Raw genomic sequence first — 13,572 nt, forward strand, 5'->3', positions numbered from 1 at the left:
CCCCCCCCCCCCCCCCCCCCCCCCGCCCCCCCCCCCCCCCCCCCCCCCCCCCCCCCCCCCGGGACCCTTGCCGTCGGCCAGGTGCCGGGCCGCGAGGTCCAGGGTGGGGCGGGAAGCGTCAGATCGTGGCCGTGTCGATGACGAAGCGGTAGCGGACGTCGCTGGACTGGACCCGCTCGTACGCCTCGTTGATCTCGGCGGCACTGATCAGCTCGATCTCGGCGCCGAGCCCGTGCTGCGCGCAGAAGTCCAGCATCTCCTGGGTCTCGGCGATGCCGCCGATGCCGGAGCTGCTGATGCTGCGGCGGTTGCCGAACAGGGACTGTAGGACGATCTGCACCGGCTCCTCGGGGAGGCCGACGTTCACCATCGTGCCGTCGGTGCGCAGCAGCGACAGGTAGGCGGCGAAGTCGAGCGGGGCCGAGACGGTGTTGAGGATGATGTCGAAGGTGCCCGCGAGCTCCTCGAAGGTGTCCGGGTCGCCGGTGGCGTAGTAGTGGTCGGCACCGAGCCGGAGGCCGTCGTCCTTCTTGCGCAGTGACTGCGACAGCACGGTGACCTCGGCGCCCATCGCGTGCGCGATCTTCACGCCCATGTGGCCGAGACCGCCGAGGCCGACCACCGCGACCTTCTTGCCGGGGCCGGCGTTCCAGTGCCGGAGCGGGGAGTACGTGGTGATGCCCGCGCACAGCAGCGGCGCGGCCACGTCGAGCGACAGGCCCTCGGGGACGCGGACGACGTAGTTCTCGTCGACGACGATCTTCTGCGCGTAGCCGCCGTAGGTGGGCTCACCGTCCTTGCCGGTGTCGTTGTAGGTCCAGGTGGGGCCGCCCTTGGAGCAGTACTGTTCCAGGCCGGCCCGGCAGTTGTCGCACTCACGGCAGGAGTCGACCATGCAGCCGACGCCGACCCGGTCGCCGACGGCGAACCTGGTGACGCCGGAGCCGACCTCGGAGACGACGCCGGCTATCTCGTGGCCGGGGACCATCGGGAAGATGCCGGGGCGCCAGCCGTCCTGGGCCTGGTGGATGTCCGAGTGGCAGATACCGGCGAACTCGATGTCGATCAGGACGTCGAACTCACCGACCGCGCGCCGCTCGATGGTGGTCCGCTCCAGCGGGGCCTTCGGGGCGGGCGCGGCGTAAGCAGCAACAGTGGTCATGCCGGGGTTCTCCTAGCAGTGGTCCGTGCCCGGCTGCCTTCCGGCCGGGTACGTCTTCCAGCGTGCCCCAGGTCCGGCCGGCCACCCAGTCCACATCTCTTCGTACGACCGCTGTGCCTACCACTGGCGGGATCAGGCTGGCGTGCGTACGACCGTGAATACTGGGCGCATGGACGAACAGCCGGAAGCCACCGCCGGACGGCCCCTTGACCGGCGGGCCGAGCTGAGCGAGTTCCTGCGCACCCGGCGAGCCCGGCTGAAGCCGGAGGACGTGGGGTTGCCGGACTTCGGCCGGCACCGCCGGGTGCCGGGGCTGCGCCGGGAGGAGCTGGCCCAGCTGGCCGGGGTCTCGGTGGCCTACTACACGCGGCTGGAACAGGGCAACGGACGGAACGTCTCGGCCGAGGTGCTGGACTCGATCGCCCGTGCCCTGCGCCTGTCGGACGCCGAGCACGCGCACCTCACCCACCTGGCCAAGCCGAAGGCGCACAAGAAGCGGCCCGTGGCACGGCAGCAGCAGGTCCGTGCGGCCCTGTGCCAGCTGCTGGACACCATGGACGGCGTGCCCGCGTACGTCGTCGGGCGGCGCGCGGAGATCCTCGCCTGGAACCGGATGGCGGCCGCGCTGTTCGGCGACTGGGCCCTGCTGCCGGCCGCCGACCGCAACTGGGCCCGGCTGGTATTCCTGCGGCCCGAGTACCGGGAGCTGTTCGTCGACTGGGAGCAGAAGGCGATCGACATCGTCTGCGCGCTGCGCATGGACGCGGGCTGCTACCCCGACGATCCCCGGTTGTCCGCTCTGGTCGGCGAGCTGTCGGTGAAGAGCGAGGAGTTCCGGCGGCTGTGGGCGACGCACGACGTCAAGGAGAAGAGTCACGGCATGAAGCGGCTGCACCACCCGCTGGTCGGTGACCTCTCGCTGCGCTTCGAGACGTTCCGGGTGACGGGCGACACCGACCAGGCGCTGATCACCTACCACGCCGAGCCGCAGTCGGCCTCGGCGGAGTCCCTGCGCCTGCTGGCCAGCTGGGGCACGGACGCGACACGGGCGGTGCCCTCGGCCTGAGGCGCGCCGTGCGCCCCGCCCGCGGCGCGGCCGGGGCGCACGCGGGGCAGCGCACGCGAACGGCCCGCGGGAAGCGGAGCTTCCCGCGGGCCGTCCGTCCTTGGTCCCCGACCGGCCGGCCTGTCGGCCCGCCGGTCCGGTCACCGGCCTACCGGCGGCTCACTTGCCGAGGTAGGCGTCGTAGATGGTGATCGTCGACGTGTTGCCCTTCTTGTCGGCGATCTTGGCGCGGAACGAGATGCCCTTGTTCTTGGCCGGGTTCTTCACGGTGATCTTGCCGCCGCGGACGGTGACCTTCTTGAAGGTCTTGCCGTCGTAGGAGACGTACACCGAGAGGGACTTCAGGTTGCTGCCCGCGGCCGCGCCCTCGACGGTCACCGGGAAGGTGACCTTCTTGCCGGCGTCGACGCGGCTGTCCAGGCCGGTCGTGGCGCCGAAGTGCAGGGCGGAGACGGGGAGCTTGGCGGAGCCGCCCGACGGCTTCTTGGAGCGGAACGTCCAGGTGGCGTCGATCCGCGAGGAGGCCGCGGCGACCTTCGCCGAGCGCTTGACCGAGGTGGTCAGCTTGTACGCGGCGTCACCGGCCGGGACCTTGAAGGGCTCGTCGCCGAACAGCGGGTCGTGGTTGGAGCCGACCTTGCTGCCGTTGCGGTACAGGGTGGTGTTCACCGAGGTGAAGAGCGAGGAGCCGGCGTGCTTGGCGCCGTCCGCGAAGAGCGGCAGCATGCCGTAGATCTGGTTGCCGTCCCGGTAGACACCGAAGTTGGCGTTCAGGTGCGGGCCGAAGACCGCGGTGTTGAAGGTCTTCGTGTACGACTTGCCGGCCGTGAAGGACTGCGCCCCCAGGCCGTAGCCGGCCTCACGGATCGGGAAGCCGTCCTGGTCGAGGCCGCCGTCCTGCTCGAACTCCAGCTCCCACTTCACGCCGCCCTTGGCGGACACGTGCAGGGTGCGCGTGCCGGGCAGCTTCTGCGGGATGGAGACGGAGGAGGCGCCGGAGCTGCCGGGCAGCCAGCCGACGGCGGCGACGGAGCCCTTCTTGCCGCTCGCGGAGGCACCGAGCCGGGCCTTCACCGTGGCCAGGTCACTCGCCTTGTAGTGCTTGGTGTAGCCGGTGGCGAGCTGCCTGACCGGGCCGCCGGAGGTGACGTCGTACTGCTCGGTGGAACCCTTGGTCCAGTGGCCGTCCCACTGCTGGCTCAGCGTGCCGGCGGGCAGCTGCGAACCCAGGTGGGCGGTGCGGAAGTTCTTGTACGTGTCGAGGAACCAGCCGTAGCCGTACTGGCCGTCACCGATGGTGACGTCCCATTCGGGCGAGGCGAACACGGACTTGGCGCCCGTGGCCGGGACGGTGATGTCCACCGGCTTGGCCTTGCGCGCGTCGATCGTGATCGTCTGCTTCTTGGCGACGGTCAGCTTCGGCTGGGCGACCCAGTCGATGCCCTTGCTCGCGTCCTGCGGGTCGCCGAAGACGGCGGTGTTGAGGATGTACGTGCCCTTGGGCGCGCGCACCTTCACCGTGCCCGACTTGTCGTACGGGTTGAGCCACTGGCCGTTCGCCAGGCCGGCCACACCGGTCAGGTCGGCGTCGTAGTACGGCGCCGGCTTGCCGTCACGGCCGATGAACTTCAGCGTGACGTCGTAGGACTCCACCTCGCGCTGCACCGCGGCGGCCGTGCGGACGGTCTGCCCGTCGCCGGTCGCGGTCACGTACGACGAGTAGGCGCCGTCGACCGTGCCGCCCAGCTTGGTGTCGACCGTGAAGCCGACCGCGGCCTTGCCGTGCGCCGGGACGGTCACCGAGGTGGCGGCCAGCTTGAAGAAGCCCGCCGGGGCCGCGTGGCCCTTGGGGTCGGTGGCGGTGCTGGTCAGCTTGAGCGTGACGTCCTTGTCCCCGAGGTTGCGGTACGTCAGCTCCTTGGTGACCGGCTTGTCGTCGGTGTGCGGCCACTGCTGCACACCGAAGCTGACCGAGACCGGGTCGGCGATCACGGACTGCTTGATGGCCTTGTCGACCGCGATACGGCCCGAGCCCTGCTCGAACGGCGTGTAGTCGCCGCCCTTGGCGGAGCCGGTGAGCGCGCCCTTGAGCTCGGCGTAGCCCCAGTCGGGGTGCTCCTGCTTCAGGATGGCGGCGGCGCCCGCGACGTGCGGCGTGGCCATCGAGGTGCCGGAGATGGTCAGGTAGCCCTCGGGCTTCTCGCCGACCTCCTTGTCGATGACGCTGCCCTTGGCCGCGGCGGCGGTGATGTCGACGCCGGGCGCGGTGACGTCCGGCTTGATGGCGCCGTCGCCGACCCGCGGGCCGGTGGAGGAGAAGTCCGCCAGCTTGTCCTTCTTGTCGACGGCGCCGACGGTGAGCGCGGCGTCCGCGCTGCCCGGCGAACCGATCGACTGGGGGCCCTCGTTGCCCGCGGCGATCGCGAACAGGACGCCCTTCTCGGCGGAGAGCTTGTTGACCTCGGCCTCGAGCGGGTCGATCTCGGGCGTGTCGTAGCCGCCGAGGCTGAGGTTGATGACGGAGGCGCCCTGCGCGGCCGCCCACTCCATGCCGGCGAGGATGCCGGAGTCGTCACCGGAGCCGGTGTCGTCCAGGACCTTGCCGTTGAGGATCTGGGCGTCGGGGGCGACACCCTTGTACTTGCCGCCGGACTTGGCGCCGGTGCCCGCCACGATGGAGGCCACGTGCGTGCCGTGCCCGAAGTGGTCGGTGGCGTCGGCGGCCGACGAGAAGTTCTTGGACTCGACCACCTGGTCCTTGAGGTCCGGATGGGTGGTGTCCACACCGGTGTCCAGGACGGCGACCTTCACGCCCTTGCCGGTGTAGCCGGCGGCCCAGGCGACGGGGGCGCCGATCTGCGGCACGGACGTGTCCAGGGCGGCCTTGCGGACGCCGTCGAGCCAGACGTGCGCGATGCCGGAGGCGGCCTTGTCACCGTTGGTGACGGCGTTCCACAGCTCGGCGGTGTCCTTGACCGGGGTCTGCACGGCGTCCGCGTTCAGCGCCTTCAGGCTGCGGCGCAGGGTGCCGGCGTCCCGGACGTCGGTCCTGGTGGCCGCGGCGGCGCCGCTGTAACCGACGATGACCTTCAGGCCGTTCTTCTGGGCCTTGCGGGTGGCGGCCTTGTTCAGCTCGGTGATGTCGAACAGGCGCTGGTCCAGCTTGCCGGAGGCGACCAGGCGGGCCGCGTCGGCCGGGACGACCAGCGTGTGGCCGTCGGCCTTGCGGACCTGGATGGGTATGTTCTCCCGGCCCTTGGCCCGCTCCAGGCCGACGACGCGGCCCTTGGCGTCGAGGGCGACCCGGTCCCCGGTGATCAGGGTGACGTGGTGCTTGGCGGTGAGCGAGGAGCCGGCGGCCTGCACGTGCTGCGCGGGCTTCGCCGACGCCGGGCTGGTCATACCCGCTGCGAGGGCGACGGCTGCGGCGGTGGCCACCGAGGCCGCAGCGGCTCTTTTCACTTGTCTGCGCAAGATCTCCCCCTGGAGATGAGGTATCGGGCGAATTCCCCGTTCGCCCGGCCGAGGGAGATCTCGTACACACGTACGTCAACCCCCCGGACGACGCAGTATGCCGGGGGGTGATCAGACGGCTCAAGAGTTGAGAGGACGGTGAGAAAGCGCTGCCCGTAACTGTTACGCGCCGGGGCAGACACCGTTACCGAATCGGGAAGTCCCGTGCGCCGGAACGGTGTTATGCGGCGTCAGGCGCCGGCGTTCTCGCGCACGGTGATCTTCCCCTTGCGGATGGTGGCCACACGCGGGGCCTTCCGCGCGATCGCCGAGTCGTGGGTGACCATGATGAACGTCAGGCCGTGCTCCTTCCAGAGCCGTTCGAGCACGTCCATGATCTCGTCGCGCATGCCCTCGTCGAGGTTGCCCGTCGGCTCGTCCGCTAGCAGCACCTTCGGCTGCTTTGACGAGCGCGCGAACCATGAGAAGGCTGTGCCGCACCCCGGAAACGCCGATGCCGCCCCTGGGGGCGGCATCGGAGGGTTCACGGACGGGGTGTCAGACGGCCGAACCGGCCTTCCACTGCGCCCAGTCCAGGTTCCAGCCGTTCAGGCCGTTGTCGGGGGCGACGGTCTTGTCGCCGGTGTTCTTGATGACCACCACGTCACCGACCAGGGAGTGGTCGTACATCCACGCGCCGGGCGTGCTCGGGTCGTTCGCGCCCTTGGCGTCGGACAGGCCCACGCAGCCGTGGCTGGTGTTGACGCTGCCGAAGATGGACTTCGCGCCCCAGTAGTTGCCGTGCAGGAAGGTGCCGGAGTTGGTCAGGCGGATGGCGTGCGGTACGTCCTTGATGTCGTACTCGCCCTTGCCGTCGTCGTCGGTGAAGCCCACGGTCGCGCCGTTCATGCGCGTCTCCTTGAACTTCTCGGACATCACCATGACGCCCTGGTACGTCTTGTTCTCCGGCGAGCCCGCGGAGATCGGTATGGTCTTGACGACCCTGCCGTCCTGCGTGACCTTCAGCTGCTTGGTCTTGGCGTCGACGTAGGAGACCTGGTTGCGGCCGATGTGGAAGGTGACCGTCTTCTGCTGCACGCCGTAGACACCGGCGGCGCCTTGGACGCCGTCGAGGTCGAGCTTCAGCGTGACGGTGGAGTTCTCCTTCCAGTACGCCTCCGGACGGAAGTCGATCCGGTTGGCGTTGAACCAGTGGCCGACGACCTCCTGGCCGCTGCTTGAGGTGACCGTGATGCCCTTCTGGACCGCGGCCTTGTTGGTGATCGCCTTGTCGAAGTTGATCGACACGGGCATGCCCACGCCGACGGTGGAACCGTTCTCCGGCGTGAAGTTGCCTATGAAGCTGTTGGCCGGGGAGACCGTCGTGAAGGAGCCGTTCTCGTGGGCGACCCGGCCGGCGGAGTCCTTGGCCTCCGCGGCGACCTTGTAGGTGGTCGAGCGCTCCAGCTGTCCGGTGGGCTTCCAGCTCTTGCGGTCGGCGGCCAGCGCCCCCGGGACGGCCTTGCCGTCGGCCGTGGTCATCGTCACACCGGTGAGCGTGCCCTTGGCCACCTCGACGGCGGCCGAGTTGTTGATGGAGGCGTTGTCGGAGCCGTCCTTGGGCGTGATCGTGATCTGGGCCTCGGACGATTTCTTGGCCGCCGCCTCGTCGGCCTTGGCCTGTGAGGTGTCCCCGTTGTCCGTGGCCTTGGCGTCGCCGCCGCCCGAACATCCGGTGAGTGCCAGCACACCGCCGAGCAGTGCGGACGCGACCGTCAGGCCCTTGCGCCGCTTACTGTCCGTCATCACACGCTTCTCCATCGTCGCTGAAATCGCGGAAACCCCGAGTCCCCGTTCAGAACCCCAACGCTACGAGCGCTTCGTCCCTTGCCACATGGCCGGCATGTGTGGGGCGTACCACGTCCGCCGGCGGCGGGTGGTACGGAAGTCGTCCGAGCGTCCCCCTGAGACGACAAGACCCCGGACGGCGGTTGCCGTCCGGGGTCTTGGGTGCCCCGGGACGCTCAGCCGATGCCGTCCTCTTCTTCGTCGTCGTCCTCCCCATCATCCTCGTCCATGTCCCAGTCGGGCGAGTCAGGGTCGTACTCGACCCGCTCGCTGGACCACGAGGCCTGCTGGAGCTCGACTCCGGGTACCTCGCTGACCAGGTCGAACGGATCCACGAGATAGGCGAGGGCCTCCGCGGTGTCTTCCGTCACAGCGCTCTCGGCGTGGGTCCGCTCCTCCTGGGGCAGCTCCGAGTCGGCGGCAAGCCGTCGCAGCGCGGCCTTGGTCAGCTCGTCCTCGGCCTGCACCTCCAGGACGAGTTCCACGCGAAGCCGCACAAACCGTGATGTCTCTTCCGTGTTCATGACCGGAGCGTACGACTGAAACCTCCCGTGACTTTCCCGTGACCCGCGACTTTCACTAACATCGCCCCACACGGCCAATTCGCCAGCGTCACAAGGGGATCGATATTCCGTGTCATCCGCTCGCCGCCCGTTGCTGACCGCCACCGCCGCGGGGACCCTGCTCTGCGCCCTGTGGTTCGTCCCGTCCGCCAACGCATCCCAGGACGACACGGCCGGAGCGACGACGGCCACGAGCACGACATCGCAGGTCACACAGCAGGCGAAGGCGATATCCGAGGCGGCGTCGATCAGCGGCGCGGACGGCACGGACAGTTCGGACGGCTCCGGCGGCGGCACCCGGCTGGCGGACACCGGCAGCTTCGACACCACCCCGTACGTCATCGGCGGGAGCGCGTTCCTCGCCGTCGGCGCCGGTTTCGTGGTGTATTCGGTGCGCCGTGAACGCCTCGGGTTTTAATATCACTTGACGATCCTTTGACAGAACACGCATAGTCCGGCCATGAAGAGATCATCGGGTGTGCGGCTGTGCGCCACCGCGGCTGTGGGAGCGCTGTCGCTCGCCCTCATCACGGGCTGTTCCGACGGAGGTTCCAAGGACTCCGGGGACGGCTCGGGCGGCAAGGGCGGGAAGCCGGCCGCGAAGGCGCTGAGCGCCGCGGAACTGAAGCAGCGGATCATCGCCAAGGGCGAGGTGCCCGGCTTCAAGGTGGGCTCCGTCGAGGGCGGCATCCCCGCCGAAAACAAGGTCAAGGCGGAGGACTCCCGGTGCGATCCGGTGCTCCGGGCGCTGACCGGCATCGCCCCCGGCGAACCGGCCGCGAACACCAGCCGCATGGCGACGGAGGACAAGAAGGACCCCACCGACGACGCCACCTCCCTGGACGACCTGGCCGACGGCAAGTTCGAGGACGCGCTCGGCGAGTCCATGGACCTCGACGTCACCGTGGTCACCCTGGCCTCGTACGACGGAGACGGCGCCGAGGCGGCCCTGAAGTCGGTCTCCGACGCCGTCAAGGCCTGCTCGAGCGGCTTCTCCGGCGTTCAGGACGGCGAGAAGGGCAAGTTCACCGGGGTGGCCGAGGAGAAGTCCTCCGGCACGGGTGAGGAGTCGGTGGCGTTCACCGCGGTCAACGACTCGGGCAAGGACGGCGCCATGCCGCTGCACGCCGAGGTCGTGCGGCACGGGAACACCCTCGCCACGTACACCACCGTCAACATCGGCGCGATGATGAGCAAGAAGGCCTACACGGTGTCGGCCCCGGTCATCAAGGCGCAGGCGGCCAAGCTGAAGTGACACGGTGAAGGGCCCCGTCGACGGCGGCGGGGCCCTTCCTGTGCGTCGTACCCGGTGTCCGCGGTCAGCGCAGCGGCCCGGTGACCGCCTCCACGGCGGTGACCAGGTGCCCCCCGCGCACGAACGCGTCGGCGGCGGCCAGGTCGGGCGCCAGGAACCGGTCCGGGCCCGGGCCCTGGACACCGGCGGCGCGCACGGCCTCGATCACGGCCCGGGAGGCGGGCGCCGGGGTCAGGCCCTCGCGCAGTTCGATGCCTCGGGTGGCGGCGTAAAGCTCCACGGCGATGATCCGGGTGAGGTTGTCGACGGCGGTGCGCAGCTTGCGCGCGGCCGACCAGCCCATGGACACGTGGTCCTCCTGCATCGCGGAGGACGGGATGGAGTCGGCGGAGGCCGGTACGGCGAGCCGCTTCATCTCGCTGACCAGGGCGGCCTGCGTGTACTGGGCGATCATCAGTCCGGAGTCCACGCCGGCGTCGTCGGCGAGGAACGGCGGCAGGCCGTGGCTGCGGTTCTTGTCCAGCAGCCGGTCGGTGCGGCGCTCGGCGATGGAGCCGAGGTCGGCGGCGGCGATGGCGAGGAAGTCCAGGACGTAGGCCACGGGGGCGCCGTGGAAGTTGCCGTTGGACTCGACCCGGCCGTCGGGCAGCACGACGGGGTTGTCGACCGCGGAGGCCAGCTCGCGTTCGGCGACCAGGCGGGCGTGCGCCATGGTGTCGCGCCCGGCGCCGGCGACCTGCGGGGCGCAGCGCACCGAGTAGGCGTCCTGCACGCGCGGGGCGTCGTCCTGGTGGTGGCCGGTGAGCTGCGAACCCTCCAGCACGGCCAGCATGTTGGCGGCGGAGGCGCCCTGGCCCGGATGCGGGCGGATGGCGTGCAGCTCGGGCGCGAGCACCTTGTCCGTGCCGAGCAGCGCCTCCAGGCTGAGGGCGGCGGTGACGTCGGCGGACTTGTAGAGGGTGTCGAGGTCGGCGAGGGCCATGACCAGCATGCCGAGCATGCCGTCGGTGCCGTTCAGCAGGGCCAGGCCCTCCTTCTCGCGCAGCTCGACGGGCTGGATGCCGTGCTCGGCGAGCAGTTCGCCGGCGGGCCGCACGGTGCCGTCGGGGCCTTCGGCGTCCCCCTCGCCCATGAGGGTGAGGGCGCAATGGGAGAGCGGGGCCAGGTCGCCGGAGCAGCCGAGGGAGCCGTACTCGTGCACGACCGGGGTGATCCCGGCGTTCAGCACGTCGGCCATGGTCTGCGCGACCTCGGGCCGGACGCCGGTGTGCCCGGAGCAGACGGTCTTCAGGCGCAGGAACATCAGGGCCCGCACGACCTCGCGCTCGACGCGCGGGCCCATGCCGGCGGCGTGCGAGCGGACGATGTTGCGCTGCAGCTGGGCGCGCAGTTCCTGGCTGATGTGCCGGGTCGCCAGGGCACCGAAGCCGGTGGAGACGCCGTAGACCGGGTCCGGCTTGGCCGCCAGGGCGTCCACGATCTCCCGGGCCGCCGCGAGGGCCGCCACCGCCTCCGCCGAAAGCTCGATGCGGGCACCGCCACGCGCCACGGCGAGAACGTCGGACGCCGTGACCCCGGACGTCCCCACCACCACAGTGTGCATATCCATATTCAGGAGCGTACGCATTGAATGCGTTGATGTCACTAGTGGGGAACCGGAGTGACCCTTACCGATCCCTGTGCTTCACGTCACGGCCGACGCCCGCGGAAGCGCCGCCGCTCGCCCCGGTCGGCCCACTCCCCCGGCGGTTCGTCGGCGAGGCGTACGACGGGGTCGTCCGGCCCCTCCCGGCCGGCCACCACCGGCCGGTCGGCGCGCATGGCCTTGGCCCGGTACTGCGCCGCGTCGGCCAGCCGGAACAGCCGGCGCGCGGAGCGCACGGGCCCGATGGCGTCCTCGGTCGAGGCCAGCCCGCAGGCCACCCCCTCGCCCAGTTCCAGCTCCGCCGCCCGGCGGCACAGCTCCTCGGCCGCCTTGACCACGTCGTCGGCGGGCGGCCCGACGGCCAGCAGGCAGAACTCGTCGCCGCCGAGCCGCGCCACCAACGCGCCCGGCACCATCGCCCCGCACAGCGACAGCACGGACCCGAACCGCTCCAGCAGCCGGTCGCCGACGGCGTGCCCGAGGGTGTCGTTGACCCGCTTGAGCCCGTTGAGGTCGCAGACGACGAGACTGACGACCACGCCGTCCGTACGGTGCCGCTCGACGGCCTCCTCCAGGCGCATGTCCACGGCGCGGCGGTTGGCCAGTCCGGTGAGGGCGTCCGTGAAGGCGAGCCGGTGGGCCTCCTCCAGCCGCTCCGTCTGCGCGAGCCCGGCCGCGACGACGGCGGCCAGGACCGTGGCGAAGTCGGCGTCCGGCCGCCCGAACACCGGCACCGCGATCGCGCGGGCCACGTACAGCTCGCCCCAGGCCCGGCCGTGCAGCACGACCGGGGCGACGACACAGCAGCCGCGGCCCCTGCGGCGCAGCGCGGCGACCCGCTGGTGGAAGTAGCCGGGGGTGCCGGCCGCCGTGCCCTCGGCGGTCTCCACCCACGCGTTCGGCCCGCCGCCGCCCGCCCACCGCTCGTGCAGGAACTCGGTGATCTCCGGGAACTGGTGCACCGGATAGGCCTCGGCCTCCGGGAACTCCTCCTCGTCCGGGCGGCGCTCCCCGACGTTCACGACGACCCGCAGCCGTCCCAGCTCCCGCTCCCACACCGACAGCGCGGCGAAGTTGCCGTCCAGCGCCCGGCACGCGCCAAGGGCGGCGGCCCGCCACGACTCACGCGGAGTGCGCGCCGCCGCCATCCCCTGGGCCAGCGCCACCACAGCGGCGAGCCGCTTGTCCTCAGCCATCACCCCAGGTTAGGAAGAAATGAGGACATTGGGGACATCAGTGGGGCGATCAGGTGGAAATGCCCGGCAGATGTTTCGCCCGCGGTGGCCGAGGGTCACTCGCCGGGCCACTCCGGCCGGCGCTTCTCGTTGAACGCCGCCACGCCCTCCGCCCGGTCCCCGGAGAACGCCACCGAGCGCCACGCCGCGTCCTCGACCTCGAGCCCGGCCCGCAGATCGAGCCCGTGCCCCAGCCGCAGCGCCCGCTTCGCGGCCCGCAGGCCGACCGGCGAGTTCCCGGCGATCCGCGCCGCGAGCGCCAGCGCCTCCTCGCGGTCCTGGCCCTCCTCGACCAGCTGGTCCACCAGGCCGAGCTCAGCGGCCTCGGCCGCCTCGAGCCGCCGCGCCGAGAAGATCAGCTCGGCCGCGCGGGCCGCCCCGACCCGTCGCGGCAGCAGCTGCGTACCACCACCGCCGGGGATCACGCCGACGGAGACCTCCGGCAGCCCCACCACCGCCGTGCGGTCCGCCACGATCAGATCGCAGGACAGGGCCAGCTCGAAACCGCCGCCCAGGGCGAAGCCGTGCACGGCCGCGATCGTCGGCATGGGCAGCTCCAGCACCCCGGTGTACGCCCCGCGGGCCACCGGCCGCTGCCGCACCAGGTCGGCGTCGCTGAACGAGTTCCGCTCCTTCAGGTCGGCGCCCACGCAGAACGCACGCTCGTGCGACGAGGTCAGCACGACCACGCGGGCGTCCCGGTCGGCGGCGAGCGCCGCGCAAGCGGCCGCGACGGAGCGGGCCATCTCCGTGGAGACGGCGTTCATGGCCTTGGGCCGGTCAAGCACCAGCTCCGCCACGTGCCCGTGCCGCCGCACCAGCACGAACTCCCCGAACCGCTCCTCGCTCATGACACCCTCCGGTTAACGCGGGTTAACTCACTGACGGCCCGATCATCGCAGCCGTACCCCGCCCCGGGAAAGAGCCGGCCCCGCCAACGGTCCTACACCCGTTCGAGTGACATCCCGGCCGTCTCGCCTCACACCGCCCACGAGAGCGCATAGCGTGCGCTCCGCCACGGCGGGGAGGAAACGTCATGAGAGCGATACGCGCACAGTCGGACCAACACCAGGGACCGCACACCCCCGCCCGGGGCCGGCACCGCAAGCCCCACCCGCGCAAGGTGCTGCTCGCCACCGGCGGCCTGGCGCTCGCCGCGGGCGTCCTCAGCCTGGTGCGCGTCGCACCGGACGCCGGTGTCGGCGCCCCGGGCACCGCGGAGGCGGAGCCCCGCCTCGACCCGACCGCCGCCACGACCACGGCCGCGACACCCCCGGGCCACCACGCGCGCCCCATGACCCCGTCCTCGGGCACCTCGGTCCTGCGCGTGGGCACGACACCCCCC

The 13,572-nt window shown here is 71.1% G+C and carries 10 protein-coding genes and 2 pseudogenes; 4 read left to right on the forward strand and 8 right to left on the reverse strand.

The genetic code is table 11. The features are described 5' to 3' along the window. Positions 1–118 precede the first annotated feature (118 nt). The gene (locus tag V7E45_RS32415) at positions 119–1,162 is read right to left on the reverse strand and encodes an NAD(P)-dependent alcohol dehydrogenase (protein WP_333777811.1); all 1,044 of its coding nucleotides are present in this window, start codon (positions 1,160–1,162) and stop codon (positions 119–121) included. Between the two features lie 169 nt (positions 1,163–1,331). Here V7E45_RS32415 and V7E45_RS32420 point away from each other — a divergent pair, with 169 nt between their 5' ends. Then, the gene (locus tag V7E45_RS32420; protein ID WP_333777812.1) at positions 1,332–2,228 is read left to right on the forward strand and encodes a helix-turn-helix domain-containing protein; all 897 of its coding nucleotides are present in this window, start codon (positions 1,332–1,334) and stop codon (positions 2,226–2,228) included. Between the two features lie 159 nt (positions 2,229–2,387). Here the strand turns inward: V7E45_RS32420 and V7E45_RS32425 are convergent, their stop codons facing one another. From V7E45_RS32425 to V7E45_RS32440, 4 genes and pseudogenes are all read right to left on the reverse strand, one after another. Beyond that, positions 2,388–5,690, reverse strand: coding sequence for a S8 family peptidase (locus V7E45_RS32425; RefSeq protein WP_333777813.1), 3,303 nt, complete (start codon positions 5,688–5,690; stop codon positions 2,388–2,390). Positions 5,691–5,932: 242 nt separating this feature from the next. Next, positions 5,933–6,145: pseudogene (locus tag V7E45_RS32430) on the reverse strand (ABC transporter ATP-binding protein); the annotation flags it as partial. 94 nt (positions 6,146–6,239) lie between these two features. Beyond that, a complete protein-coding gene (locus V7E45_RS32435) occupies positions 6,240–7,487 on the reverse strand; it encodes a L,D-transpeptidase (RefSeq protein ID WP_333777814.1) in 1,248 nt (415 codons plus the stop codon). Positions 7,488–7,705: 218 nt separating this feature from the next. Continuing rightward, complete coding sequence (locus tag V7E45_RS32440; RefSeq protein ID WP_333777815.1) at positions 7,706–8,053, reverse strand: hypothetical protein; 348 nt, start codon at positions 8,051–8,053, stop codon at positions 7,706–7,708. Positions 8,054–8,162: 109 nt separating this feature from the next. Here V7E45_RS32440 and V7E45_RS32445 point away from each other — a divergent pair, with 109 nt between their 5' ends. Then, positions 8,163–8,510, forward strand: coding sequence for a hypothetical protein (locus V7E45_RS32445; RefSeq protein ID WP_333777816.1), 348 nt, complete (start codon positions 8,163–8,165; stop codon positions 8,508–8,510). Between the two features lie 42 nt (positions 8,511–8,552). Beyond that, positions 8,553–9,347, forward strand: a complete 795-nt coding sequence (locus V7E45_RS32450) for a hypothetical protein (protein ID WP_333777818.1) — start codon at positions 8,553–8,555, stop codon at positions 9,345–9,347. Positions 9,348–9,411: 64 nt separating this feature from the next. Here V7E45_RS32450 and hutH read toward each other — a convergent pair whose 3' ends face one another. The 3 genes from hutH to V7E45_RS32465 form a co-directional block, all read right to left on the reverse strand. After that, positions 9,412–10,950 carry a histidine ammonia-lyase gene (hutH, locus tag V7E45_RS32455; RefSeq protein ID WP_333777821.1) on the reverse strand — a complete coding sequence of 513 codons (1,539 nt, stop codon included), beginning with the start codon at positions 10,948–10,950 and terminating at the stop codon, positions 9,412–9,414. Positions 10,951–11,036: 86 nt separating this feature from the next. Beyond that, positions 11,037–12,188: a GGDEF domain-containing protein gene (locus V7E45_RS32460; protein ID WP_333777819.1), complete on the reverse strand. Its 1,152-nt coding sequence runs from the start codon at positions 12,186–12,188 to the stop codon at positions 11,037–11,039. Positions 12,189–12,283: 95 nt separating this feature from the next. Further along, positions 12,284–13,078, reverse strand: coding sequence for an enoyl-CoA hydratase/isomerase family protein (locus tag V7E45_RS32465; protein WP_333777820.1), 795 nt, complete (start codon positions 13,076–13,078; stop codon positions 12,284–12,286). 185 nt (positions 13,079–13,263) lie between these two features. On the opposite strand from V7E45_RS32465, the pseudogene V7E45_RS32470 reads away from it, so the two are divergent. Beyond that, a pseudogene (locus V7E45_RS32470) lies at positions 13,264–13,572 on the forward strand (hypothetical protein); the annotation flags it as partial.

The organism is Streptomyces sp. IBSBF 3136 (genome assembly GCF_036815105.1).
Taxonomy (GTDB): Bacteria; Actinomycetota; Actinomycetes; order Streptomycetales; family Streptomycetaceae; genus Streptomyces.

Bases quoted from the DNA above. Each gene is read 5' to 3' on its own strand.
- V7E45_RS32415 (WP_333777811.1), bottom strand. From the start codon at position 1,162: ATGACCACTGTTGCTGCTTACGCCGCGCCCGCCCCGAAGGCCCCGCTG.
- V7E45_RS32420 (WP_333777812.1), top strand. From the start codon at position 1,332: ATGGACGAACAGCCGGAAGCCACCGCCGGACGGCCCCTTGACCGGCGG.
- V7E45_RS32435 (WP_333777814.1), bottom strand. From the start codon at position 7,487: ATGACGGACAGTAAGCGGCGCAAGGGCCTGACGGTCGCGTCCGCACTG.
- V7E45_RS32440 (WP_333777815.1), bottom strand. From the start codon at position 8,053: ATGAACACGGAAGAGACATCACGGTTTGTGCGGCTTCGCGTGGAACTC.
- V7E45_RS32450 (WP_333777818.1), top strand. From the start codon at position 8,553: ATGAAGAGATCATCGGGTGTGCGGCTGTGCGCCACCGCGGCTGTGGGA.
- hutH (WP_333777821.1), bottom strand. From the start codon at position 10,950: ATGCACACTGTGGTGGTGGGGACGTCCGGGGTCACGGCGTCCGACGTT.
- V7E45_RS32460 (WP_333777819.1), bottom strand. From the start codon at position 12,188: ATGGCTGAGGACAAGCGGCTCGCCGCTGTGGTGGCGCTGGCCCAGGGG.
- V7E45_RS32465 (WP_333777820.1), bottom strand. From the start codon at position 13,078: ATGAGCGAGGAGCGGTTCGGGGAGTTCGTGCTGGTGCGGCGGCACGGG.